Consider the following 24,657-nt stretch of genomic DNA (forward strand, 5'->3'; position numbering starts at 1 on the left):
GGCCTATCCCTGCAGGACTAAAATGGGTTTAGAAACACACCACAATTAATGGGGGAGTTCCATGAACGCATCGAAGAAATGGCTCGCGCTGCTGTTGATCGTCTGCCTGTCCGTTCTTGCCGCTTGCTCGTCCAATAACTCTTCATCCGGAGGTTCGAGCGCCTCGTCGCCATCCGCCGGCTCGCAGCCGTCCTCGGGCGAATCGGGGGAAGCCTACGAGCTCAACGTCGCCTTCCCGATATTCGGCGCCGTGCCCTCGAATATGCCCGAAGTGGAGAAAGCCATCAGCGACATAGCCAAAGAAAAAATAGGCGCCACCGTCAAGCTGACCCCGATCAGCATCGGAGCCTGGTCGCAACAGTCCAACCTGATGCTGACCAGCAACGAGAAGGTGGACCTGATTTACGTGAGCGGAACGTCGTTTACCGGGATGGTCTCCAAAGGCCAGCTGCTTGCGCTCGACGACTTGCTCGGCGAACACGGCCCGGATATCGTCGCGACCTTCGACCCCGAATTCTTGAAAGCGACCGCCATCAACGGCAAAACGTACGCCGTGCCCTCCAACAAGGAGATGGCCGTCGATTACGGCTTATCCATCCTGAAGAGGTACATCGACAAATACAAGATCGATCCAACGTCCATCAAGACGCTCGACGACCTGGACGGGCTGTTCAAGACGATTAAAGACGGAGAATCGGATCTGCCCGCCATTCTCGTGCCGCAATCCGCCGGAATCTCCTTCCTGGCCAGCCACCGATGGTTCGATCCGCTGGGCGATTCGATCGGCGTCCTGCCGGACTTCGGCGGCGGGCTGACCGTCGCCAATCTGTACGAGTCTTCCGAATATGCGGCCTTCGTGAAGAAGATGCGCGAGTGGTACCAAGCCGGCTATATCATGAAGGATTCCGCCACCAATAAGGATAACGGCAACGCGCTGATCTTGGCCGGCAAGGGAATCGCCCGGCTGTCCAATCTGAAGCCCGGTTACGAGAGGCAGACCTCGCTCGAATACCAAGAGCCGGCGACCGTCATCTCGCTGACCCAGGCCTATGCGACAACTTCTTCGGTAGCCTCGGTGAACTGGGGAATCCCTTATAGCGCGAAAAATCCCGAGAAATCGATGCGATTCTTGAATCTCATGTACGGCGATACGGAGATCATCAATCTGTTCGACTGGGGCATCGAAGGCAAGGACTACGTGAAGAAATCGGAGAATATCATCGCTTATCCGGAAGGCGTGGACGCGACTACCGTCGCTTACAACCTGAACCTCGGCTGGATGTTCGGCAATCAGCTGAAATCCTATATTTTCGAAGGCGAGGATCCGGACCTGTGGAAGAAGATGGCGGAATATAATGCGAACGCCGTTCGCTCTCCGGCCTTGGGCTTCTCCTTCGACGCCTCCCCGGTCAAGACGGAATACGCCGCGGTGACGAACGTGATCAATCAATATGCCCTGCCGCTCGAGACCGGCAGCGTGGACCCGGACAAGATCCTTCCCGAGTTCATCGCCAAGCTGAAATCCTCCGGCATCGAGAAGATCATCGCGGAGAAACAGAAGCAGCTGGATGAATGGAAGCGGCAAAACGGATAAGCGCTCAAGAGCGACCCGGTCGGCTTGTTCGATCGGGTCGTCCTACACAAGGGATAAGAGGAGGCACCCAGAGTGGAGAATCGCAAAGCCGGAAAGCGAATGCGGCTGCTCAAGACGTATGCTCCGCTATATTTGCTAACGATCCCGGGATTGCTGTATTTGTTGATCAACAACTATCTTCCCATGCTCGGCCTGGTCATCGCCTTTAAGGACGTTAACTTCAGCAAAGGGATATTGGGCAGCGATTGGATCGGATTCAAGAACTTCGAATACCTGTTCAAGACCTCGGACGCTTACGTCATCACGCGCAACACCATTCTCTACAACAGCGCGTTTATCGTCCTGAATCTTATCGTCGCCGTCGGCGTAGCCATCCTGCTCAACGAGATCAGAAGCAAGCTGATGGCGCGATTCTATCAGAGCGTCGTTCTGCTGCCGTACCTGATCTCCATGGTCATCGTCAGTTATCTCGGTTATGCGGTATTGAGCATGGACACCGGCTTCCTGAACAAAACGGTGCTTCCCTTATTCGGGATGGACGAAATCGCATGGTACAACGAGCCCAAGTACTGGCCGTATATCTTGACCTTCATCCATACCTGGAAAGGAGCTGGGTTCCTGTGCGTGGTGTATCTGGCGGCCATCATCGGGATCGATCAGGAATATTACGAGGCGGCTACCCTGGACGGAGCTTCCAAGCGGCAGCAGATCCGCTCCATTACGCTTCCGCTCATCGCTCCGGTGATCACCATGATGACGCTGCTTGCGATCGGGCGCATTTTCTACTCGGACTTCGGTCTGTTCTACCAGGTTCCGATGGATTCCGGCTCGCTCTTCAACGCGACCAACGTAATCGACACCTATGTTTACCGGGGATTGATGCAGCTGGGGGATATCGGAATGTCTTCCGCGGCGGGGATGTACCAGTCGCTCGTCGGCTTCGTTCTGGTGCTGCTCTCGAACTACGTCGTCCGCAAATTCAACCGGGAAAACGCGCTCTTCTAAGGAGGGATACCAGATGAACCACAACCGCGAAGCCAGGGCGTGGCAATGGGGCGGACATACCGTCCTGCTGATCTATTCCGCGGCATGCATTCTGCCTTTCCTGCTGCTGTTTGCTTCTTCCTTCACGGACGATAAGGTCATCATGCAGAGCGGCTATTCCTTCTTCCCGGAGAAGTTCAGCTTGGACGCTTATCGTTATCTGTGGAACGAATCGACGGACATCCTGCGGTCGTACGGAATCACGATCTTGATCACCGTCGCGGGAACGGCGTTCAGCCTGGCCATGACGTCCATGCTCGGCTATCCGATCTCGAGAAGGGATCTTCCTTACCGCCATCCGCTTGCCTTCTATGTCTTCTTTACGATGCTGTTCAACGGGGGCCTCGTTCCCACCTACTTCGTTTACACGCAAGTATTCGACTTGAAAAACACCTTGGCCGCCCTGCTCATACCGGGCTTGCTGCTTAACGGCTTTAACGTTCTGCTCATGAGGACCTTCTTCATGACGACGATTCCCCCGGCCATTCTCGAATCGGCGAAGATCGACGGGGCGGGAGAAATCCGAATTTTCTATAAAATCGTTCTGCCTTTGTCTTTGCCCATCTTGGCCACGATCGGCCTCTTCCAAGGAATCGCCTACTGGAACGATTGGTTCAACGGCCTCATTTACATTACGAATCCGAAGCTGTTCAGCCTGCAGAACATCTTAAACCGAATCATGTTGGATATTCAATTCCTCTCCACCGATCCGGCGCTCAGCGCGCAAGCCTCCGGCTCCATGGACTTGCCTACCGCTTCGTTCCGGATGGCGATCGTCGTGATCGGGGTGGTTCCGATCCTGCTCGCTTATCCGTTCTTCCAGAAGTACTTCGTCAAAGGAATCGCGATCGGAGCGGTGAAGGGATGAGCGAGGAGCCGAAATCTATTAAAGGAGGAGCTACAATGGGAAAATATTACGACGCGATCACGGAGGTCACCGACTTCGGTCCTTTCGTGAAGAAATTGGTGCTGCCGGTGAACTCGAACGTGAAGGCGGCAGCGGTGAGACCGGAGTGCTTTAACGTCTATGGGGAGCGAATGGACGCGGAAGGCAATCTATTGATGCTTCCGTTGAGCTGGTCGGAGATGGACAAGAAGGTGCCGAGCAAGGGCTATTGCGCGGTTAAGGACGCCTATCCGTCCGACTCCAATGGCGAACGTAAGGAAGAGGGGGCCTTCGTAACGCTGGAACTGAAGAACAGGCCGTTGGATGTCACGTCGCGAATCGCCGCGCCGAACGGAATGAACGAATTCGTCATCTGCGATTACCGAATTACCCAGATTGCGGAGATTCCTAGCGAACAAGGGGCGCTCTCCGGCTTGGTCTTCGATAAGTGCGCGAACAATCGCATGAAGGAAGCGCAGCCCTTCCTGCACGGAATCTCGTCTTATAAGGAGCTGCCTTTAAAATACGGCTACTTCGTCCCGCAGACCGGCAACGGAAGACGGCCCCTTCTTATTTGGCTCCACGGAGGAGGGGAAGGCGGACAGGATCCGACGATCGCCTATGCGGGCAACAAGGTGGTGAGCCTGGCCGGCGACGATATCCAGGCCAAGTTCGGCGGAGCGTTCGTCCTCGCTCCTCAGGCGCCTACATTCTGGCTGGACGATGGTAGCGGACAGTACGGAAGAACGGGCAAATCCATGTACGGCAAGGCATTGAAGGCGCTGATCGACGAGTTCGTCGCCAAGAACGATGCGGCGATCGATCGGGACCGAATCTATATCGGCGGATGCTCCAACGGCGGTTTTATGACCATGCGGATGATCCTGGATTATCCGGAGTACTTCGCCGCGGCGTATCCGGTATGCGAGGCTCTGTACGACGAAACGATCGGGGATGCCCAGCTCGAGGCCATTAAGCATCTGCCGATATGGTTTACTCATTCCAAGGACGATTCGATCGTCAAACCCGACGAGACGGCCGTGCCGACCTACGAGCGGCTGATCGAGGCCGGAGCGAAGAACGCGCACTTCTCGTTGTTCGATCAAGTCGCGGATCTCCATGGCTTGTTTACGGAGGACGGGGAAGAGCCGTACGTCTACAACGGACATTTCTCCTGGATCCATGCCCTGAACGACGACTGCCGCCTCGATTACGACGGCAAGCCGGTCGTGGAGAACGGCAAGGAAATGACGCTGATGGATTGGCTGGCGCAACAAAGGAAACGTTGACCGAGCGCTACAGATCCTTCCGGCTGAACGCCCGGCACCCGAGCAGAAGCAGAACCGCCGCGTACAAGACGGAATACAGGAGGAAGGCGTTCGACGGAACGCTCGCGATGGAGAACGGACCCATGTCCGATATCGCCAGCCCCGCCCAATCTCCTCCTCCCACCAGCTCGTAGAGACTCCTTCGATAAACCGAGTCGGTGGGCAGAATAAGACCGGTCAATAAGACGAATTTGCCTACCGCCGGGTGGGAATCCCCGTAGCTGGCGACTCCTTCGATCAGCCCGCTGAAGAGAGCGAAGCCGTACAGCAGGGCGGAGCAGATCCCGTTGCCCAGCATCGGCAGATAGACGGAACCGAGCATGGTCAGCGAGAGGAGCAGGAGCGGCATCCAGAGGAACAGCCCGAAGCTGCGCAGCACCTCATCCATCAGCAAGGGAATTCCGGTTTGGCTGCGGACGGTCCAGACGACGGCGACGAACAGGACGGCGCTATAGGCCGCGATCCAGACGGCGTGGCCCAGCCACTTCGCCAGATACAGCTTCCAGCGGGGGATGGGGCGGGCGGCAACGGCCAGCAGCAGGCCGCTCTCCTGTTCGCCCGTGACGGTTCCCATGGTCGTGAAGAGCACGAAGAAGGCAGCCAGGAATTGGGAGAAAAAAAGGCCGAGCACGAGCATGACCATGCTGTTCAGCAGCCGTTCGGCGGAGGAGATCGGAGTCAGCCCGGAAGGGCCGGTCAGCTCCCGTACTCCGAAAGCGAACAGAACGATGAAGATGAGAGTCAGAATGAGCGTAACGAGAAAAACCCGCTTGCGGGTCAGCTCCTTGAGCGTTGCTGTCATATACATAGTCATTGCGGAGCGCCTCCTTGCCTGGATTGGGCCATCCGGATGAACCAGTCCTCCAGGCTGTTCGTCTCGGGTCCGGCTTCGTAGAGCGTGAGTCCGCTGCGGACGAATACCGAGACCAGATAGCCGGCCTGTTCCCGGTCGGCGACGCGCGCGGACAGGAGGGCATTGCCGTTCGGATCGGACTCGACCAGGCTCAGCGCGGAAGAGAGCTCGTCGCCTGCGGCGTCTCTGACTTCCGCCAACGACTCCGGCAGCCAGCCGCCGAGCCGGAAGCGCCACCCCATTCCGCCGGCGCTGCCATCCTGGGCGCTTCCGAGAAGCTTATGCAGCGGACCTGCCGCCAGCAGTTCGCCCCCGTAGAGGAAGGCGGCTTCGTCGCACAGCTCCTCCACGTCCTCGAGAAGATGGGTGTTAAGGAAAACGGTCACGCCCTTGTTCCGCAACTTCTTCAGCAGGCTGCGGATCTCGTAGCGGCCGACAGGATCCAGCGCCGAAGCGGGTTCGTCCAGGATAACCAGTTCCGGCTCGAGCAGCAGGGCGGCGGCGAGACCGAGGCGCTGCTGCATTCCCTTGGAGAAGCCGCCCACCCGGCGATCCGCGGCTTCGGAGAGCCCGACCAGCTCCAGAACTTCCCGGATACGGCTGCGGAAGGCCGAAGACCGAGCGTCCTTCGAGCTAAGCCCGCCTAGCCGGCCGTGGAAGCGGAGCACCTCCTCCGGAGTCAGCCAGTCTTGAAAGCGAAACAGCTCGGGCAAATACCCGAGCTTGCGCCTTGCTTCCGCCCGGCCCAGAGGATGCCCCAGCACCGCGGCCCGCCCGGAATCCGGGCGGTGAAGGCCGGCGAGCATCTTGACGAAGGTGCTCTTGCCGGCGCCGTTGGGGCCCAGCAGGCCGAAGATGCAGCCCTGCGGCACCTGCAGGGTGATGCCGCGGCAGCCCCCGCGGCCGTTGTAGGTCTTGGTCAATTGCTCCGTATCGATCATCATCATGGCGAGACAAGCTCCTCCGCCGCCTGCCGGAAGGCGGCTTCCGTCGGGAAGTCCTGCGTAGTAACGCTAAGCAGGCTGATTCGGCTTCCGTCGAGCCAGACGAGGTAGCGACGGTTGTCGTCCGCGGTCATGACCGCATCGCGTCCGTCCAGCCGGAAGCTGGAGGTCACGCCGTCCCGGGCCGGGATCGGGAGCGTGCTCTGCCAATCGCCGATGGCGGCCAGCTTGGTCCGCAGGCTGTCCGGCAGCACCGGCAGCCCCAAGATCGCCTCGCGGACGGTCCCCGCATCGATGCCGTCTTCCACCGTCAGCTCCGGCTTGCCGAATTGAAGCAGCCGAGCCGGCTTGCCCGCCAGCTCGCCCTCCGAGGCGACGCCGTCCGGGATGCTGAGCGCGATGGATTTGCCGTCCGCTTCGTCAGGCAATTCGGTGGTTCCGCCCAAACGGGTGAGCAGCCGGTTGACCGCCTTCGCGTTCAACCGGAAGGTAAGCATAGCCGCCGGTTGGAAGGAGGGAGCGGCGGATGAGTCCAGCCGGAGCAGGGAAGAGCCCATCCGGCTCTCCGCTTCTTCCCAGGCCACGGTTCGGCTTTCCCCGCCGCCCGATTGGGTCAAGGTGCCGTATTGGGCCAAGTCGAAGCTCCGTTCTCCATCGGGCGAGCCGCGCTCCAGCAAGCCGGAGATGGAGGACAAGTCGTCTGCCGTGATTCCGACTCCGACCATGTTCTGGATTCGGAACGTTTGCTGCATGGCGCCCAGCGCCCGGTCGCCGAGCGGAGTGGCGATCAGGACGACGGCCGCCGCGGCCGCGGCGGCAACGGCGGATATTCTCCGCAGCCTGCGCTTCGCCGGCCTTTCCGTTCTCCAGTTCCCGTACGCCCCGTTATCCTTCGTCAAGCTTAATGATTCCGTTTGGTTCATCGTTATCGCCCCATCCTTATCGTCCCTATACCGATTCTCGTTCGCTTGCCGCCAAATCGCCGGAATCGGTTCCCCGGCAGCGAGTCTCTCGAACCGCTCCCAAGCCCGATCCGGATCAAAAACCGCTTCCCCGCCGGTCCGCTTCGTTTCGTCCGCCATCGCTCCGCTCCTCCTCCTGTCCGTACTTCTTCTTTAGCCGTTCGCCCGCCCGGGCCAGCAGCGTGCCGACGATCTTCGGACTCACTCCAAGCCGATTCGCGATTTCCTCGTAGCTGTACCCTTCCTCCCGAAGCAGAAGGGCGGTTCGGTCCCGATCCGAGAGCTTATGCAGCACCCGGCGGACCACTTCGATCTCCCACTCGCGGATGATCTCCGTCTCTCCCGAGGGGACGGTGCCGTCCGATCTAGTCGCCGCATGGGCGGTTTCCTTGGCCAGCAAGGCTTTGTCGGACGCCCGTTGCCTTAAATAATCGTAGCCTACCCTGGTCAGCACCCGGTGCAGCCAGGCACCGACGGCCTCCAGCCGTTCCGGAGGGTTCCGGTAAAGCCGCAGGAACACCTCTTGGGCCAAGTCCTCCGCCGCCGCGTAATCGCCGGTCAATGCATAAAGCTTCCGCGCCACCCCGGGGTAATGCTCCCGGAACAAGCGCCGGAACAGCTCGGGAACCCGCGCGCCTTCCTCCATGTCGCCGCCGTCCCCTCCTTTCGCTTATAAGACGGATGCCGAGCCGGTTTTATAGCAGGGGGAAATAATGGAATGCTTTATTTATTTTCTCCGACGATGCCGAATCCCTTCCGCTCATGACAAAAACCCGCAACAGAGTGCGAGGAAGCTCGCCTCTTGCGGGTTTTTGCCGCTAATCCTATATTACTGGAATTCCACGAGCCGGTTGATATCCGTGCCTTCGGTATTCTTGCCCATCAGCCTGCGGAACAGGAACTTCGCCATCTTGAACTTGTTTCCGGTATCCCAGTACTCGGCGGTCTCGGCTTTGACCTTGATGAGAACGAGGTTCGGGTCGTCGGCGGTGGCTTCCAGCAGCTCCTCGTAAGCCGGATTCCAGAATTCCCTCAGCTTCTCGGGGCTCTCCACGAGTTCGGCTTCGCCGCGAATGGACACGAAGGACTTGCCCGCGTAAGCCACGTTGACTTGTCGGTTCCGAAGCAGCTCATGGAACTTGCCGGTGTCCTTCTTGGTCACGAACCAGAGGTCGCCGTCGAATTCGACATCCTGGGTTCTCATCGGCCGCGACACCAGCCCTTCGTCGGATACCGTCGTGAGCATCGCCGTATCGATGTCTTTGATCAGCTCGCGGACTTTCTCGATCGCTTCCTGGTCGGCGGAGGCAAGATTCGTCATTTCGCATCACCTTTTCCATTAAGAGGTTTCGCTTAGTATTACACCTCTTACTCTCCGGCAAACCAGGGGACCGTACTTTATTCCGCTTGCAGGAATTCGATCACGGCGCCGAGGAATTCGGCGGGATATTCGACGTTCGTCAGGTGAACCGCCGGCAGTACGAGGAGCTTGGCGTTCGGTAACGTCCGGGCGATGAGCTCGCCATGGCCGGGAAGCGTCACGGTATCGTACTGTCCGGCAATGACCAGCGTCGGATGGCCGATCAAGGCGGCCGTCCTGCGCATGTCCATGTCGCGGATCGCCGCCCAGCTTCCCGCGATGCCCTGCGGACGGGTGGCGAGAACCATCCGGCGAAACGTCTCGACGAGCTCGTTCTCCGACTCCAGCATGTTCGAAGGGAACCAATTCTTCATGAACCTATCGGCGATTTCGGGGAGGCTGTTCGGCTGAAGAACGGAGGCGATGAGGCCTTCCCATTGATCGGCAGGTCCAAGATAAGAGGAGGTGTTGCTCAGAACGAGCCGCCCGATCCGTTCGGGAGCGTGGATGCCCAGCCACTGTCCGACGACGCCGCCAAGCGAGAGCCCCAGGAAATGCGCGCGTTCTATCTTAAGGAAGTCCAACAGCTCGATGACATCCCGTCCCAGCCGGTCGAACGAATACGGCCCTTCCGGCGTATCCGAGGCGCCATGGCCCCGGTAATCGTAGCGCAGCACGCGGAAATGCCGGGACAACTCCTCGATCTGGCCGTCCCACATGCTCATCGAGGTGGCGATGGAGTTCGCAAGCGCCAATACCGGATTTTCCGCCGAACCATCGATTCGATAGGCGATCCGGACTCCGTCGCCGGTCGTAAAGAAATCTACCCCATTTGCCGCTATCGCTTCGTACCCTGTCATTGCTCTCCGCTCCCTCGCTGGTTATTAGTGACATTTTATTGCAATCCGCTTACTATCTTAAATAAGATGTTTAAGGAATTCGGGGCTTGAAACCTTAAATTCATCGTTATTCAACCCTAACCTTCCTAAACGAGGTGCCCGAACCATGGACGATATCGATCTGAAAATCTTATCCGCCGTTCAAGAGAATGCGAGGATCCCCGTTTCCGAGATGAGCCGGAATATCGCGATGTCCCAGCCTGCCGTAACGGAAAGGCTCCGCAAGCTGGAGGAGCGGGGAGTCATATCGGGCTACCGGGCGAAGCTTTCTCCGTCTAAGCTCGGGAAGCATACGACCGCGTTCGTGCTGTTCAAATCGAACGATTGCAAGAAATTCGAAGCCTTCGCAGAAGCGGCGCCCGAGATCGTCGATCTCTACCGGACCAGCGGGGAGTACAATTATTTATTGAAGGTAGTGACGGAATCCGGCGAGACCTTGGAGAGCTTCCTCGAAGCCTGCAACGCGTTCGGCTTCTCGTCGACCCTCGTCGTTCTTTCCACGCGATTTGAGGATAAGAGCCTGATCTGAACTCGCGCTCGGGAAACGCGCTTATTGCGGGTTTGTTGTTTTCTTGATCGAATTTTTACTATTTGACGCAACGGCAGCCGGCTAGATGATCGGCTGCCGTTTTCATTGAACGAATAGGCAGGCAGGATAGTCGTGCATATAAAATCCTTTGCAGAGCAAATGCTATTGACATGGCAGCTACTACGTGTTACTTTATAGCAGTAGTAAGTAACACTGCATACCTGTTATACAGAGTAGCAAGGAGTGATTGTGGTGGAGAATCTAACGGAAATGCTCAAAGGGGTGCTGGAGGGCTGCGTCCTTGAAATTATTAGCCGCAATGAAACCTACGGCTACGAAATCACGCGGCGGCTGAACGCCCTCGGCTTCTCGGATGTCGTGGAGGGGACGGTCTACACCATACTGATCCGGCTTGAAAAGAATAAACTGGTGGAGATCACCAAGAAGCCCTCCGACATGGGACCGCCGCGAAAGTTTTTCGCCATCAACGATGCCGGGCGCGAGGAGCTGCGGAGGTTCTGGGAGAAGTGGGAGTTCGTCTCATCGAAAATGAACGAGTTAAAGGAGGAGAACAAATGAACTTTTGGGAGAAAATTACCGGCAGTGACATGACGAAGGAAATGAAGGCTTTCGAATCGCGAGTCCAAAAGCTGCCGGCCGATTATCAAGAAGCATGGAAAAAAGTGAATGCAAATATTTGGCAGCACTCCGATTTCACCGGCCGCAACCTCATGCCCATTCTTGACGGCGTGCTTGGTCTCCTTGAAGAAGCGGCGGCGGACGGCCAGGGTATCCAAGAGGTACTGGGCGACGATATCCCAGGCTTCTGCTCGGCGCTGGCCGGCGAAGAAGGGGCAAAGTCTTACCGCGACAAGTGGCGCGAGCAGCTCAACAAGAATATCGCCAAAAAATTAGGCAAATAGGAGGGAATCGAATGAGCATAAGAGATATCATCGAAGGCAAAAAAGAGTGGCGAGCGCACGTGGCGCGCGTCAAAGCGCTCCCGCAGGATTATCAGATCGTTTATAAAGAGATTCAAAAATACCTCTTTAAGGTCGGCCCTGTCGAGCTAACCGAAGGGACGGGTTTGCTCTCGGGGATTGTCGATCTATTCGAAGAAGGAGCGGCCTCGGGGAAAGGCGTGCTCGAAGTGACGGGCCGAGACGTAGCGGCCTTCTGCGACGATCTCATCAAAGATTCCAAAACTTACGCCGACCTCTATCAAGAATCCGTTAATCAAGCCGTTAGCAAGGCCATGAAAAAGGTTACGGATAAAAAAAGGTAAAGAGGGGGGATATCGAGATGGAAAAAGCAATCGAAGTGAAAGGCGTGAGAAAGTCCTATAAACAAGTTCATGTTCTGAAGGGCGTGGATTTCGAGGTGGAGAAGGGCAGCATTTTCGCCCTGCTCGGCTCCAACGGCGCGGGCAAGACGACGATGATCCGAATCCTTACCACGCTGCTCAAGCAAGACGACGGAATCGTTACCGTGGGCGGATTCGATGTTGCGTCCAAGCCGGACCATGTGCGGCAATCGATCAGTTTGACCGGGCAATTCGCCGCCGTGGACGAGATACTGACCGGGCGGGAGAATCTTATCCTGATCGCCAAGCTGCGGCATCTTAAAAATCCGCGCCAGGTTGCGGACGATCTGCTTAAACGCTTCGGCTTGACAGATGCCGCGGATAGAAAGGCATCTACTTATTCGGGCGGCATGCGCCGCAGGCTCGACATCGCCTTGAGCCTTGTGGGCCAACCGAAGATCGTGTTCCTCGACGAGCCGACGACCGGACTTGACCCCGAGGCGCGCATCGAGGTATGGAAGACCGTCAAGGAGCTGTCGGGCGGCGGCACGACGATCTTTCTGACCACGCAGTATTTGGAGGAGGCGGAGCAGCTTGCCGACCGAATCGCCATTCTGCACGAAGGCAGAATAATCGCGAGCGGCACGCTCTCGGAGCTGAAGAAGCTGTTCCCGCAAGCGAAGGTGGAATATGTGGAGAAACAGCCGTCGTTGGAGGAGATCTTCCTCGCCATCGTCGGCAAGAAGGAGGCCATGTAAATGGAGACGGTAAAGAATCACTTTTTCAGCGACATGAGCGTTATGCTTGGACGTTCCATGCGTCATATTTTCCGCAGCATGGACACCATCATCACGGTCTGTATCACTCCGATTGCGATGATGCTGCTGTTCGTCTACGTGTTCGGCGGCGCCATTCAAGCCGGCACGGATAACTACGTGAACTACCTGCTGCCCGGTATCCTGCTGATCGCTATTGCAAGCGGTATAGCCTATACGTCATACCGCTTGTTTCTGGATAAGCAACGGGGCATCATCGAGCGGTTCCACACCATGCCGATTGCGCGTTCCGCCGTGCTGTGGGGACACGTGCTGACCTCGGTGGTATCCAACGCCATTTCTCTTGTCGTTATTATTCTGGTAGCGCTCGTTATGGGCTTCCGCTCGTCTGCAGGGGTCCTGCCTTGGCTTGCCGTAGCCGGTATCCTCCTGTTGTTTACGCTGGCTTTGACATGGGTTGCGGCGATTGCCGGACTGACAGCCAAATCGGTGGAAGGCGCAAGCGCGTTCTCCTATCCGCTTATCTTCCTGCCCTTCATCAGCTCGGCGTTCGTGCCGACCGATTCGATGCCGAAGGTCGTTCGCGCCTTCGCCGAGAACCAGCCCGTGACCTCGATCGTGGAAGCTATCCGCGCGCTGCTGTCCGGACAGCCGGTGGGCAACGAGATATGGATCGCGCTTGCGTGGTGCTTAGGGATATTGATCGTCGCCTATCTGTTTGCGGTGCGCGCATTCAAACGGCAAGCGGCGTAAAAATGGAGGGAAGGGCATGACTATTTCGCTTAAAACCGAAGCGTGTCGGCTATTCGGCATCGAATATCCGATCTTCCTTGCTGGAATGGCGGGAGGGCCGGGGACAGCCGCCTTAACGGCGGCGGTCTCGAATGCCGGCGGTTTAGGGACTCTGGGAGCTGCCTATATGGAGCCTAATGGAATACGGGACGCCATTCGGACCATTCGCGAGACTACGGAGAAGCCGTTCGGCGTCAACCTGTTCAGCCTATCGGTATCCGACGATAATCGGAGAACGGCAGAAGTCCAGCATGAACTAAACCGAATACGGTCGAGTCTCGGGTTAAAGCCAATCGCCGACCAAGAGGCGCGTTCGCCGGATTATTTCGAAGAGCAGTTCTCCGTGTTGTTGGAGGAACGCGTTCCCGTCATCAGCACGGCGTTCGGCGTGCTTCCCGAGCCCTTCATGAAACAAGCCAAACAAGCGAATATTAAGGTCGTTACTATGGTAACGACAGTCGACGAAGCGATCTTGGCGGAGCGGGCCGGCTCCGATGCGGTCGTGGCCCAAGGCAGCGAAGCGGGAGGTCATCGCGGGACGTTCGACCTTGCTAACCGTCCGTTAGGAGCCAATATCGGCACCATGGCGCTTGTCCCGCAAATTGCCGATCGAGTAAGAATACCGGTCGTAGCGGCAGGAGGCATAATGGATGGCCGCGGCCTCGTCGCTTCGCTGGCGCTCGGAGCGCAGGGCATACAGCTTGGAACGCGATTCCTGACGGCTCTCGAATCGGGAGCTCATCCGGCCTACCAGCGCAGATTGCTAACGAGTACGGAAGAAAGCACGGTTCTGACTACCGCCTTTTCCGGCCGACCGGCAAGAGGGGTTGCCAACAAGTTCACCGAGATTTGGTCGACGAACGGAATCCCGCCGCTTCCCTTCCCTACTCAGAATACCGTTACGCGAGATATTCGCAATGAATCCGCTAAGCAGAACAACCCGGAATATATGTCGCTTTGGGCGGGGCAGGGACTGCGAATGCTCGCATCCGGCCAGACCGCAGCCGAGATCGTTAAGGAAATTATTCTTCAGGCCGAGGCAATTCTTTAATGGAGATTCAAAGCAACAGGGAGCAGATCCCGCCGAGCTGTTCCCTGCTATCGTTTTTGGCGCCATGATCGCTGTCCTTGCCTTACTGCTCAATGCACTGTTTAATAGCCTTAAATTGCTGAGAATGAACGCCTTTATATTCAATTTCTCATTAAAAAAGAATTCGCCTTTAAATAAGGCGAGTTCTTTTTATTTCTCGATTTTTCCGGATCCGAATCTTCAGGATTTCTTCAGAAAGATCCTAAGCAGGAACTAAGTTGTTTTATCTAAACTGATCTTGTTTCTAACAGTTCAATGAGGTGGGATAAAATGTTTAAGAATCATTCTCTTCTTTTCTTTAAGAAGTTTATTCATAATCCTAAATATGTCGGAAGCGTCGTTCCAAGTTCGCGGTTTTTAGCCAATCGTATGGTTGAGGCGGCCGAGTGGGAGCAAGCTGGAAATATCGTTGAAATAGGGTCAGGCACCGGCGCGATTACGCGTGTAATCGCGGAACGCGCAAGGCCTGAAAGCAAGGTGATTCTCTTCGAGAAAGAGGAGGAGATGGGGGAACGGCTTCAACAGGATTTTCCCCAGTTCATTAGGGAAAGCAACGCATTGAGGTTAGTTGCCCAACTGAAGAAGCACAATGTACAAGAAGTCGATTACATCTTTAGCGGACTGCCCTTTTACAACTTTTCCCCTATCATGCGGCTCCAACTGGTTCAGCAGTGCCAAGAGGCGCTTAAGCCGGGAGGCAAATTGATCGCTTTTCAATACTCTTTGCAAATGAGAAAACTGTTCGCGGAGCATTTCGAGATTGAAAGGATCTCGGCAGTCCCCTTGAATATCCCCCCTGCGTTTGTTTATGTTTGTAGGAAGGCGAACCATAAATTTCATCATTCTAGGAGAGAGTAAAATGAGCGTCATTCTAGTCGTAGATGACGATACGGAAATCAGGGACGTTATCCACGTTTACTTGCGCAATGAAGGTCACTCGGTCCTTGAAGCCTCCGACGGAGTGGACGCGCTCGATGTTCTTAAGCAGCGGGAAGTAGATCTCATCATATTGGATGTCATGATGCCGCGAATGGATGGCATAAAAGCATGCATGCGCATCCGAGAAAGATCTTCCGTCCCCATTATCATGCTCTCCGCCAAGGAAGGAGATATGGATAAGATCATGGGGCTAACGACAGGCGCGGACGATTATGTCACGAAACCATTCAACCCGATGGAGCTAATTGCCCGCGTAAAGGCGCAGCTAAGGCGACAGAGAATGCTCGCCGCGAAAGACGCCGCACACGACCAGATCGCCATTAGAGAGCTCGTTATCGACATGGCAAAGCACTTTGTATCGATCCGGGGCCAACCGGTCATGCTGACGCCCTTAGAGTTTGCAATCCTGCGTTTGCTTGCGGCTAGCCCAGGACATGTATTTAGCGCCGATGCGATCTACGAGTCCGTATGGAAAGAGCGAGTCGGTTATTCGGACAATACGGTAATGGTTCATATCCGAAATCTGCGGGAGAAGCTTGAACTCAATCCGAGGAAGCCGGAATACATCAAGACGGTATGGGGTGTTGGTTATAAAATGGATAACTAAGCATTTCGGAATTAGGCGGAGCGTACGGTACTCCTTTCTCGGGGCCATGGTCCTGACCATCGTGTTATCGTATTTTCTTAGCTTGTATGTCATCGGGTTCATCGGGCGGTTGATTGATTCGACCACAGCTCAAGGAAAGCTTGAGTACATTCCGTTCTTAGTCGTTGCATCGGTAGCCGTTTTTACCATGATTTTTCTTCTTCTCTTCTATCTTCTTACTAAACGTATTATTAAGTATTTTTCGGTTCTTTCGGAAGGGCTCGACATTATCTCGAAAGGTAACTTCGAGTATAGGGTTCCCGTTGTTCGCGAAGACGAATTAGGCGCTTTGGCCCGAAATATGAACAAGATGGCCGAACACCTCGCCGCGCAGAAAATAAAGGAAAAAGAAGCGGAGGAATCTAAGATGAATCTCATTACAGGCGTTTCTCACGATCTTCGTACTCCGCTAACAAGCATGATCGGCTATTTGGATTTGCTTCGCCAAAGATCCTATTTAGACGAGAACGAATACGATCGCTTCGTAAACAATGCCTTCAGCAAGGCCCAGCAGTTAAAAAAGCTGATCGACGATCTGTTTATCTACACTCGGCTAACTTCCGGGAACATGACTTTGGCGAAGCAACGAGCGGATATGCGCGAGCTATTGGAGCAGGTTTTGTTCGAGTTCGTGCCCATTGCCGAAGAACATCATGCCGTTGTTCAATCGCAGATCGGGATTCAAAAGGCAGCCGTCCATATCGACCCCGAGCAGGTAGCTCGAATTCTAGATAATCTGCTGATGAATGCGCTCAAATATTCAACAACCCCTAAATTCATCGATGTTCATCTAACCTCTAACCAAACATCCGTATATCTGACCATAACAAACGAGGGAGAACGGATCACCAAGGAGCAAGAAGCCAAACTCTTCGATCGATTTTACAAGACGGAGAACATGGAGCATCATTCCCATCTTCAAGCGGGTGCCGGCTTAGGACTTGCAATTGCAAGGCAACTTGCGGAACGCCAAGACGGTCGTCTGACGCTCGAATATGATAATGGCCATTATGCATTTACGTTAGAACTTCCCTTGCTTGAGTGCCGGGAATAAACCTACAGCTTCCTTGCTTTGACTACGAAAGTGACTGGAAGCATCCTTGCTCTTTGAGCTAAATCGCTGTTATCGTCCCGCGATTGCATCAATTCAACATCGGATTCCTCGATCATTTGCTCAATGACAAATCCCGCTTTAGCCAACGCGTTCACATAGGTCGACAGCTTACGGTCCGATAAGGTTAGCTCGCCTTCATCAAGAGGCACCGAGTACCAGGATTCATCGAAATAACTTTTGTTAAAAACAAGCCTGTTATTTTCTGCAACGACGCATTTGTGTATAGGGTGAGACCAACTGAAGATAAATACGCCGTCTTTTTTAAGGTAAGCAGCGATCCGGCGGAAAGTACCCTCGAGGTCGGTGGTCCACCCTATGGCATAAATGGAATATACAAAGTCGAAATAATCCGCGGGGATGCCGCATTCTTCCTCCATGGGAGAACGGATTAATTTTGCCGACAGACCGCGAGCCTTCAAATGCTGCGCTGCCTTTTCGAGTTGTTTTTCCGATAGATCTACACCCCATAGCTCAGATGCTTGGCGTTCCCCGTGATATTGCAAGGATTGGCCGTTTCCGCAGCCTATCTCCAGCAGCTTCTTCCCCGAGACATCGCCAAAAAGCCGGTACTTTTCATCCGAGACGAACGCTCCGTAAAAAGGTAGAACGATTGCTCTCAGGAAGTCATTTCCTTGCGTATCCCAATAGAAGCTGTTTGTTCGATAAACAGAATTCTTGTCCATGCCGACGCCCTCCCCGAACCCACTGTTAGATAAAACACCCCCAAATATAATAACATTAACCGCCTACAGTTTGCGGTTGGATCAAGGGTTACAGATCGACTTTCAAGGTGCCCAGCATCTTGACGAATTTCGGATCGTGGTAGGATAAGAAAAGAGTTTCCCGCGTATCGAGGGCGGAAATTCGTTCGATATCGTCCGTACTCAACTCAAAATCGAAAATGTCGAAGTTTTCGAGGATTCGCTCTTTTCTCACCGATTTTGGAATGACGACGATTTCACGCTGAACAAGCCAGCGCAGCACGACCTGGGCGACGGACTTGTTGTGTTGTTGCGCGATCGAGGCCAGCACTTCGTTGCCGAACATGTTACCCAGTCCTTCGGCGAACGGCGCCCACGACTGGTGCTGCACTCCCTGCTCTTTCATAAAAGCCGCGCTCTCGATCTGCTGGTAGAATGGATGCGTTTCGACCTGGTTGACCGCGGGAACGATTTCGTTATGCACGATGAGGTCCATCAGACGGTCGGGCAGGAAGTTGCTGACGCCGATCGCCCTGATCTTGCCTTCGCGGTACAGATCTTCCATCGCGCGCCATGCGCCGTAGTAATCGCCGAACGGCTGGTGAATAAGGTACAGGTCGAGATAGTCGAGCTGCAGCTTCTTCAGGGATTTGGCAAACGCCAGCTTGGCGCTCTCGTAGCCGGCATCCTGAACCCAGAGCTTGGTCGTGACGAACAGCTCCTCGCGCGGTACGCCGCTGCGTTTAATCGCGCGTCCGACCGCCTCTTCGTTCAGATAACCGGCGGCGGTGTCGATCAGGCGGTAACCGGCCGTCAGCGCTTCATATACCGCGTTCTCGCATTCTTCAGCATCGGGAATTTGATAGACACCGAAGCCGATGATCGGCATTTTCACTCCGTTGTTCAAGGTTACGGTTTGCATTGAATAATTCCTCCCATTGTTCAATAGATAACAGCAAACGGCGCGTACCCCGGAATTCGGGAACCGCATCCGGAATTCCGCTTACGGCCGATCTGCGTTAAAATAAGCCTATCGCCTTCGTGTTACACGAAGGCAAGTGGTATTTTGAACTTTTTTTCAAGGAGGGTTACGCATGCATACGGTTAAAGAGGCCGCCTTACTAACGGGACTCACCGAGCACGCCGTGCGCTTTTACACGGACAAAGGCCTGGTGCCGAGCGTACAGCGCGATCAAAACAACATTCGGATGTTCGACGAGGAATCGATCAACTGGCTGCATGGCGTTAAATGCCTCAAGCAGTCGGGGATGCCGATTGAAGCCATTAAAACGTACGTCGATCTCTGTCTCGAAGGAGATTCGACCGTTCCGCAACGCTACGCGCTCATGATGGAGCATAAAGAGGCGGCGCTCGTCCAGCTCGAAGAAGCCAAACGGCACATTGCCCATTTGGAACAAAAAACCGCCCTATATCAGGCCATTCTGGAGCACCGCTCTCCAGATACGACCAATCCCGGCAACTGGGATAACATTCAGCATATGCATGGCGACGTATTTTACTCGCCCTCCGTTCGGAAGGCGAATGCGATGGCGCGAAGCTGAGAATCAAACAGCGGCACCCAAGGACTTTCTGCTTGTCCAAGAGTGCCGCTATTTCTAAGATTTATTGATCGTCGCCTCTAAGAACGACCGGCTCCGATCGGTTGCCCGCGTAATCCTCCAGCGCCACGTACACGTTCTCGGCCGTCGAAGCGAATTCGAGGCTGGCCTTCGTGCTCCGTCCGCGGATGATCCGGTCTTTATTCCCCACGCCGTAGGTGGTCGGGAAGGAATGGAGTACCCCGTTCTCGTAGACGTACAGATATCGCCAGTCTCTCGTCTCCGGCATCGGCAGGTGGAGCGTATCGCCTTCCCAATACCAGTCTTCCGCATAAGGCTCGGCGACTTTGTCGATAAACGTGCCGCTCACCGCCACCGCGTCCGCGCGTTTGGGAGCGATCGTCACCACGAACTCGTCCCCGTTGACCGGCATCTTGTCGAAGGTGACGGAGGTGGCGCTTGCGGATACGACCTTATTCTCCTTGACCGGCTTCTTGGACGTCGTCCAATGGACCGATTCGACGTTGATCTTCAGATTGCCCGCGGGCTCGGAAGGGTTGGTCCAGCGGACGGTCAGCTTGCCGTCCTCCGTCGATTCGACCTGAACGTCCGACACCGTCTTCGTCAGGTCGAACGGAAGAACGGCGGCCTCGCCTTCCAGCCCGTCCGCGCCGACCGGAACGACTTTAATCGTGCCGGACAGGGCCGGGAGATTCTTGATGTAGAAGACCTCGTCGTACTTGCCGCCGACGAACGTGTCGTTGACATAGACGTTGTACTGCTTGACGGTCCCGTAGTTGTCGTTCATGTTCCAGCGGATGTTCATTTCCCCGGTGCCGGCGAACGCTTCCTCGATCTCGAGGCCTTTCGGCGCGGCAGGGCGTACGGCGGAGCCGTCATGGATCCGGATCTCCCCGATATTCATCTGGTACGCATTGGCGGCTTCGTCTCCCGGAGCGAAGACAAGGCCGAAGGCCGCGATCGATCGGCCCGCATAAGCGCCGAGGTCCAACTCGGCCGTGCTCCAGCCGCCGGTCGCTTCCCCGCTGTTCGGAACCGGAACCTTCGCGACCTCCCCTGGCCGATCGGCGAAGATCAGCCCGATCTGCATGGAGGAAGAGTCCGTATCCGGCTTGTTGAACGCGATCGACAGCTTCGAGTTCGCGTTGACGCTCAGCTCGGTCTTATACAGGCGCAGGAACGTCTCCGCGTCCAGCTTGCCGCTGACGACAAGGGAGCTTCCTCCGTTGTAAGCGCCGATCTGCTCGTAGGCTTGGCGGCCCGAATCTCCCAGGTCGTACTCCGGACCGTAATCGAAGTCGACGGCGAGCCGGCTGCCGGCCGTATCCTGCCACCACTGCCAGGTGACCGGCACGTCCTGCAGGCTCATGTTCGACCATTCGGCCGGGTTCGAGACCGCTCCGTCGCGATAGTAGGAGAGGCCGTGTCCCGTGTTGAAATCGGTATAGAAGTTCGCGCCCCCGACGACCGAGCGTTCGGCGATGACCGAAGAGATGCCCGGCCAATACCGGTTGTCGGCATACACGTCCGCAACCGTATTCGTCCGGGAGACCGCCGTATTCGCCGGATCGACGTTCGGGCCGGACCACCAGAGCTGCTCGCGCAGGGCCGTCATCCACTGGTAATCGTTCTCCGCGCGATGCCGAACCGGCCAGCTCAGGTTCATATCCTCGTCCAGACCCGCGTGCACGAAGTCCGCTCCGAGCGTCGCCAGGCTGAGACGCGGCACGCCGCTTGCGTCCAGCTTGTTCTTCAGCGCGGTGCCGTTGACGCTCTTGAACCGGTCGCGTCCGGCTTCGAGGCCCGCAAAGCCGACATCGTTCAAGTCGAAATCGGTGCCGTATTGGCCGTTCAGGTTGTTCAGATAGGAGGCGGCCGAATTGATCTGGGTGTTCCCCATTCCGTAATCGAAGAAGAAGGACTGCGACACTTGCTTGCCCGTGGCCTTGTCGTAGAGGAACGAGATGTTGTTGTCGTTGAAGGTGCGGGCGAACGTGTTGGAGCCGGTCGCCGTGTTCAGCGAGTCGTACCATTGAACGTACAGCCCGCCATCCTGAAGCGCTTTCATGAATCCGACGTAATCGGGAATATCCTCCGTGGCGACGTTGGGATTCTGCTCCTCCTGATTGATGAAGTACCCGTCGTAACCGAAATACTTGGCCATCTCGATCAATTTTTCCGCGACCGGGTAGTTGCCTTTCTTGTCCTTAACGATCATCTGCTTGTACGTCTGCTGGCCGCGGTCGTTATTGGAGAAGAAGATGCCGGCCAGCGCCATCACTCCGTTCTTGTGCGCCGCGTCCGTGTAAGTAGGGTTCGGGATATTCAGCATGCCGAACTCGAACCATTTCTGCTGCCAATCCTTCTGGGCCAGCTCGTCGTAATATTCGGGAGGGGTGTAAGCCGTGGCGGTTCCGTGCCAAGGAGACCAGTAATCGACATACTGCCAGAAGTTAAAATGATATTGGGCGAATTTGTTGGTGTAAGGAGCGTTCTCGATAAACGCATTCCCGTAATCGCCGCTGACGTTCGTCATTTGGACGTTCGGGTCCAGATTCGGGTTGGCCTGAGTAGAAGCTAGAGGAGCGATCCGCCGTTGAAGCGGGACATGGGAGCGGAGCATTTCCGCGTAAGGGTCGCGTTCGGGGCTCCAGTCGGCAATATGGCCGCTCGTGTAGCCGTGAACGCTTGGCTGGTTAGCCCCTTGCGCCTGGTCTCCGGCGAAGGGCCACGTGTCCCCGGCCGCCGCCGTAAACGGGAAGCCGGCTGTGAACAAGGCTGTCGAAACGCTGAGCACGGTGAACTTGGACCAAGTCTTCTTCTTGTCTCGGATCTTCAATGAATCATTCTCCTTTGCAGCGTTTTTTCTTCCTAAGTACGTTGCTCCGTTGGTTCCATCCGGCCCCCTTTCGTAAACGGTACCCTTTCGGTTCCCCCCTAATCTATTATATGAAACCCCTTTCATGTAGAGGTCAAAGTAAAGATTTGGTGGACAAACTAAAGAAAAAGCGCAATCCACTCTAGAATCGAAGCAGACAGCACATGGGGAGGCGAGCATTCAGCTAGGCGTGCCGAATAGGCTGGATACGAAATTCCATACGCGTCCATGGAGTCTAATTCGGATAGCGGTTTAATGCTTCGCCCATTTTTTGCGGTACTGATGAGGCGTGATTCCCATACGGGATTTGAATAGCTTGCAGAAGTAAGAGCAATTCGTTAAGCCGATCTCCTCCGCGATGAGAGAGATCGGTTTATTTGTCGTCGTCAGCGATAGAACGGACTGGTGAATCCTTCGGGTGGCGAGATACTCGGTGATGCTGATTCCGGTGGCCTCTTTAAACAAGTGGGACAAGTGATAAGGGGACTGATGCAGGGATTTGGCCATCTCCTCCAGCCGAAACGGAACCGTGTAGTTAGCCTCGATCCAGCTCAGCATCTTTTCCACAGGGTAAGGCTTGCGGCGAGCCGGATAGGCGGCGGCCTGCTCGCTCGATTTCTCCCATAACTGCTTAACGGCACGAAAAAGAAGAACGAGAAACAAAGAAGCCTCTTCGTGCCTCTCGGTCTCGGACAGCGAGCTTAGCTTGTCGTTCATATCGTTGAACAGCGTGTCCAGAAGATCGGAAACATCGACGCCATAAAGGCAGGGATAGGGCAGCTTGCCCTCGCAAATAAAGGCGAAGAAAGAATGGAGAGCGGGCCACTTCTCGAAATAGGCTTCGAACAGGGTCGGCTCGAATATGGCAAGGGAGCGTTCGAACGCTTGACCTTCCGAATAATCGAACTGCAGGTGATGAAGCTGATAGGGTTGGAAAATGCAGAGCATGCCCGGCTTGATTTCGTAGCGGACGTTGCCCACGATCATGGTCCCTCGGCCTTGATGGATGTACAGAATCTCGACGCCAAGGTGGGAATGGAACGTCTCCCGATGCTCGTTGTTGACGCTCTTGCGTTTATAGGCGAAATGCAGGGGCTCCTCGCTGTAGTTCATCGCAACAAACGGCACCATGGTCTCCTCCCGCCGATCCGTCCTCATAACCGCAATATAGCGTTATTTTCTCCCCCTTGCAAGAGCACAACGATTCTCCCCGATAGGCTATTATCCTTGTAGGAAGACCGATTGCCTGGAGGGAGAAGCGATGTTGAAGATAGCGATCATAGGGGCGGGAGCGATCTCGTCGAGCCACATCGAAGGGTATCTGCGATTTAAGGATCGCTGCGAGGTCGTCGCCTTGTGCGATCTTTATCCCGAGAAGGCCGAAGCCAGGAAAGAGCAATATGGACTCGAAGCGAAGGTTGTCCGGGATTACAAGGAGCTGCTCGGGGACGGGATCGATCTCGTGTCCGTGTGCATGCCGCCTTATTCCCACGCGCCGGCGACGATCGATTTCCTGAACGCGGGAAGCCATGTCCTCGTCGAGAAGCCGATGGCTTCTTCCCTTGAGGAATGCGACGCCATGATCGAAGCCGCGCGGATGAACGGCAAAGTTCTGTCCGTCGTCGCGCAGAATCGGTTCCGGAACCCGATCATGAAGCTGAAGAAAGTGCTGGACAGCGGAATGGCCGGCCCCATCCTTCACGCGCAGGTCGATTCCTTCTGGTGGAGAGGGCACTGCTATTACGATTTGTGGTGGCGCGGCACATGGGAGAAGGAAGGCGGAGGACCCACGCTGAACCATGCGGTTCATCATATCGACGCGCTGCTCTGGATGCTGGGTCGTCCTAGCGAGGTTCAAGCGTTCATGAGCAATGTCGCGCACGATAACGCGGAGGTGGAGGACCTGTCCATCGCGCTGCTTCGTTATCCGAACGGAGCTCTGGGACAGCTGACGAGCTCGGTGGTCCATCACGGAGAAGAGCAGCAGATTATTTTCCAAGGGCAGCATGCCCGCATCTCGGCGCCTTGGAAGGTAACGGCCTCGACATCGCTGCCGAACGGGTTCCCCGTGCGCAACTCGGAGTTGGAAGGGCAGATTCACGATCTGCATGAGCGACTGCCCGATCTTCCATACGAAGGCCACGCGGCGCAGATCGACAACGTGCTATCCGCCATCGAGACGGGAGAACCGGTGTTGATCGACGGCGACAGCGGCCGGAGCACCTTGGAGCTGATCATGAGCATCTATAAATCCGCGAGCACGGGAGAGAAGGTCAGCCTTCCTCTGGCCAAAGACGATCCGTTCTATACGAGCGAAGGCTTAATGAGGAACGTGACCCATTTCTATGAGAAAAGCGGCCATGTGGAAAATTTCGCCCCGCAAGCCATCACGACCGGCAGCAGCTACGAGGCGAAGGACAATTAACAGACGCGGAGGGA

General features: G+C 55.8%; 26 protein-coding genes. 16 read left to right on the forward strand and 10 right to left on the reverse strand.

Annotated features, from left to right (window positions below; translation table 11 throughout):
* The first annotated feature begins 61 nt into the window (after positions 1–61).
* The 4 genes from H7B67_RS04655 (at position 62) to H7B67_RS04670 (ending at position 4,813) form a co-directional block, all read left to right on the forward strand.
* Complete coding sequence (locus H7B67_RS04655) at positions 62–1,594, forward strand: ABC transporter substrate-binding protein (protein ID WP_185118634.1); 1,533 nt, start codon at positions 62–64, stop codon at positions 1,592–1,594.
* A 99-nt stretch (positions 1,595–1,693) separates the two neighbouring features.
* On the forward strand, positions 1,694–2,599 hold the full coding sequence (locus H7B67_RS04660; protein WP_185118667.1) for an ABC transporter permease: 906 nt from the start codon (positions 1,694–1,696) through the stop codon (positions 2,597–2,599).
* A 13-nt stretch (positions 2,600–2,612) separates the two neighbouring features.
* A complete protein-coding gene (locus H7B67_RS04665; protein WP_185118635.1) occupies positions 2,613–3,506 on the forward strand; it encodes a carbohydrate ABC transporter permease in 894 nt (297 codons plus the stop codon).
* 35 nt (positions 3,507–3,541) lie between these two features.
* Positions 3,542–4,813 (forward strand): prolyl oligopeptidase family serine peptidase, encoded by a 1,272-nt coding sequence (locus H7B67_RS04670; RefSeq protein WP_185118636.1) that lies wholly within the window; start codon positions 3,542–3,544, stop codon positions 4,811–4,813.
* 7 nt (positions 4,814–4,820) lie between these two features.
* Here the strand turns inward: H7B67_RS04670 and H7B67_RS04675 are convergent, their stop codons facing one another.
* The 6 genes from H7B67_RS04675 to H7B67_RS04700 all read right to left on the reverse strand — a co-directional run bounded on the left by H7B67_RS04675 (position 4,821) and on the right by H7B67_RS04700 (position 9,831).
* Positions 4,821–5,666, reverse strand: a complete 846-nt coding sequence (locus H7B67_RS04675; RefSeq protein WP_185118637.1) for an ABC transporter permease — start codon at positions 5,664–5,666, stop codon at positions 4,821–4,823.
* The gene (locus H7B67_RS04680; RefSeq protein ID WP_185118638.1) at positions 5,663–6,652 is read right to left on the reverse strand and encodes an ABC transporter ATP-binding protein; all 990 of its coding nucleotides are present in this window, start codon (positions 6,650–6,652) and stop codon (positions 5,663–5,665) included. The genes H7B67_RS04675 and H7B67_RS04680 overlap by 4 nt, the downstream gene beginning before the upstream one ends.
* A complete protein-coding gene (locus H7B67_RS04685; protein WP_185118639.1) occupies positions 6,649–7,731 on the reverse strand; it encodes a hypothetical protein in 1,083 nt (360 codons plus the stop codon). Before H7B67_RS04685 ends, H7B67_RS04680 begins: the two co-directional genes overlap by 4 nt.
* Entirely contained in the window at positions 7,688–8,257 is a 570-nt protein-coding gene (locus H7B67_RS04690) for a sigma-70 family RNA polymerase sigma factor (RefSeq protein ID WP_185118640.1), read from the reverse strand. Before H7B67_RS04690 ends, H7B67_RS04685 begins: the two co-directional genes overlap by 44 nt.
* 183 nt (positions 8,258–8,440) lie before the next feature.
* A complete protein-coding gene (locus tag H7B67_RS04695) occupies positions 8,441–8,932 on the reverse strand; it encodes a pyridoxamine 5'-phosphate oxidase family protein (RefSeq protein ID WP_185118641.1) in 492 nt (163 codons plus the stop codon).
* A gap of 77 nt (positions 8,933–9,009) precedes the next feature.
* Complete coding sequence (locus H7B67_RS04700; RefSeq protein ID WP_185118642.1) at positions 9,010–9,831, reverse strand: alpha/beta fold hydrolase; 822 nt, start codon at positions 9,829–9,831, stop codon at positions 9,010–9,012.
* A 145-nt stretch (positions 9,832–9,976) separates the two neighbouring features.
* Here H7B67_RS04700 and H7B67_RS04705 point away from each other — a divergent pair, with 145 nt between their 5' ends.
* From H7B67_RS04705 to H7B67_RS04750, 10 genes are all read left to right on the forward strand, one after another.
* Positions 9,977–10,399 (forward strand): Lrp/AsnC family transcriptional regulator, encoded by a 423-nt coding sequence (locus H7B67_RS04705; RefSeq protein ID WP_185118643.1) that lies wholly within the window; start codon positions 9,977–9,979, stop codon positions 10,397–10,399.
* A 270-nt stretch (positions 10,400–10,669) separates the two neighbouring features.
* The gene (locus H7B67_RS04710) at positions 10,670–10,978 is read left to right on the forward strand and encodes a PadR family transcriptional regulator (protein ID WP_221468675.1); all 309 of its coding nucleotides are present in this window, start codon (positions 10,670–10,672) and stop codon (positions 10,976–10,978) included.
* On the forward strand, positions 10,975–11,322 hold the full coding sequence (locus tag H7B67_RS04715) for a DUF1048 domain-containing protein (protein ID WP_185118644.1): 348 nt from the start codon (positions 10,975–10,977) through the stop codon (positions 11,320–11,322). Before H7B67_RS04710 ends, H7B67_RS04715 begins: the two co-directional genes overlap by 4 nt.
* An 11-nt stretch (positions 11,323–11,333) precedes the next feature.
* A complete protein-coding gene (locus H7B67_RS04720; protein ID WP_185118645.1) occupies positions 11,334–11,684 on the forward strand; it encodes a DUF1048 domain-containing protein in 351 nt (116 codons plus the stop codon).
* A 17-nt stretch (positions 11,685–11,701) separates the two neighbouring features.
* Positions 11,702–12,460: an ABC transporter ATP-binding protein gene (locus tag H7B67_RS04725; protein WP_185118646.1), complete on the forward strand. Its 759-nt coding sequence runs from the start codon at positions 11,702–11,704 to the stop codon at positions 12,458–12,460.
* On the forward strand, positions 12,461–13,231 hold the full coding sequence (locus H7B67_RS04730; protein WP_185118647.1) for an ABC transporter permease: 771 nt from the start codon (positions 12,461–12,463) through the stop codon (positions 13,229–13,231).
* 16 nt (positions 13,232–13,247) lie between these two features.
* Positions 13,248–14,321, forward strand: coding sequence for an NAD(P)H-dependent flavin oxidoreductase (locus tag H7B67_RS04735; protein ID WP_185118648.1), 1,074 nt, complete (start codon positions 13,248–13,250; stop codon positions 14,319–14,321).
* A 309-nt stretch (positions 14,322–14,630) separates the two neighbouring features.
* Positions 14,631–15,218: a class I SAM-dependent methyltransferase gene (locus H7B67_RS04740; RefSeq protein ID WP_185118649.1), complete on the forward strand. Its 588-nt coding sequence runs from the start codon at positions 14,631–14,633 to the stop codon at positions 15,216–15,218.
* Position 15,219: 1 nt separating this feature from the next.
* Positions 15,220–15,906, forward strand: coding sequence for a response regulator transcription factor (locus H7B67_RS04745; RefSeq protein ID WP_185118650.1), 687 nt, complete (start codon positions 15,220–15,222; stop codon positions 15,904–15,906).
* 46 nt (positions 15,907–15,952) lie between these two features.
* The gene (locus tag H7B67_RS04750) at positions 15,953–16,999 is read left to right on the forward strand and encodes a HAMP domain-containing sensor histidine kinase (RefSeq protein ID WP_185118651.1); all 1,047 of its coding nucleotides are present in this window, start codon (positions 15,953–15,955) and stop codon (positions 16,997–16,999) included.
* Positions 17,000–17,001: 2 nt separating this feature from the next.
* Here H7B67_RS04750 and H7B67_RS04755 read toward each other — a convergent pair whose 3' ends face one another.
* Both H7B67_RS04755 and H7B67_RS04760 read right to left on the reverse strand, forming a co-directional pair.
* Positions 17,002–17,742 (reverse strand): class I SAM-dependent methyltransferase, encoded by a 741-nt coding sequence (locus H7B67_RS04755; protein ID WP_185118652.1) that lies wholly within the window; start codon positions 17,740–17,742, stop codon positions 17,002–17,004.
* An 88-nt stretch (positions 17,743–17,830) separates the two neighbouring features.
* The gene (locus H7B67_RS04760; RefSeq protein WP_185118653.1) at positions 17,831–18,682 is read right to left on the reverse strand and encodes an aldo/keto reductase; all 852 of its coding nucleotides are present in this window, start codon (positions 18,680–18,682) and stop codon (positions 17,831–17,833) included.
* Between the two features lie 172 nt (positions 18,683–18,854).
* On the opposite strand from H7B67_RS04760, the gene H7B67_RS04765 reads away from it, so the two are divergent.
* Positions 18,855–19,322: a MerR family transcriptional regulator gene (locus H7B67_RS04765; RefSeq protein ID WP_185118654.1), complete on the forward strand. Its 468-nt coding sequence runs from the start codon at positions 18,855–18,857 to the stop codon at positions 19,320–19,322.
* 61 nt (positions 19,323–19,383) lie between these two features.
* On the opposite strand, the gene H7B67_RS04770 is transcribed toward H7B67_RS04765, so the two are convergent.
* On the reverse strand, positions 19,384–22,179 hold the full coding sequence (locus H7B67_RS04770; RefSeq protein WP_245364089.1) for an endo-beta-N-acetylglucosaminidase: 2,796 nt from the start codon (positions 22,177–22,179) through the stop codon (positions 19,384–19,386).
* Positions 22,180–22,470: 291 nt separating this feature from the next.
* Positions 22,471–23,349 carry a helix-turn-helix domain-containing protein gene (locus H7B67_RS04775; RefSeq protein ID WP_221468672.1) on the reverse strand — a complete coding sequence of 293 codons (879 nt, stop codon included), beginning with the start codon at positions 23,347–23,349 and terminating at the stop codon, positions 22,471–22,473.
* Between the two features lie 130 nt (positions 23,350–23,479).
* Here H7B67_RS04775 and H7B67_RS04780 point away from each other — a divergent pair, with 130 nt between their 5' ends.
* Positions 23,480–24,643: a Gfo/Idh/MocA family protein gene (locus H7B67_RS04780; RefSeq protein WP_185118656.1), complete on the forward strand. Its 1,164-nt coding sequence runs from the start codon at positions 23,480–23,482 to the stop codon at positions 24,641–24,643.
* The last annotated feature ends 14 nt before the right edge of the window (positions 24,644–24,657 follow it).

This window comes from Cohnella thailandensis (assembly GCF_014212135.1).
GTDB classification, from domain to species: Bacteria; Bacillota; Bacilli; order Paenibacillales; family Paenibacillaceae; genus Cohnella; species Cohnella thailandensis.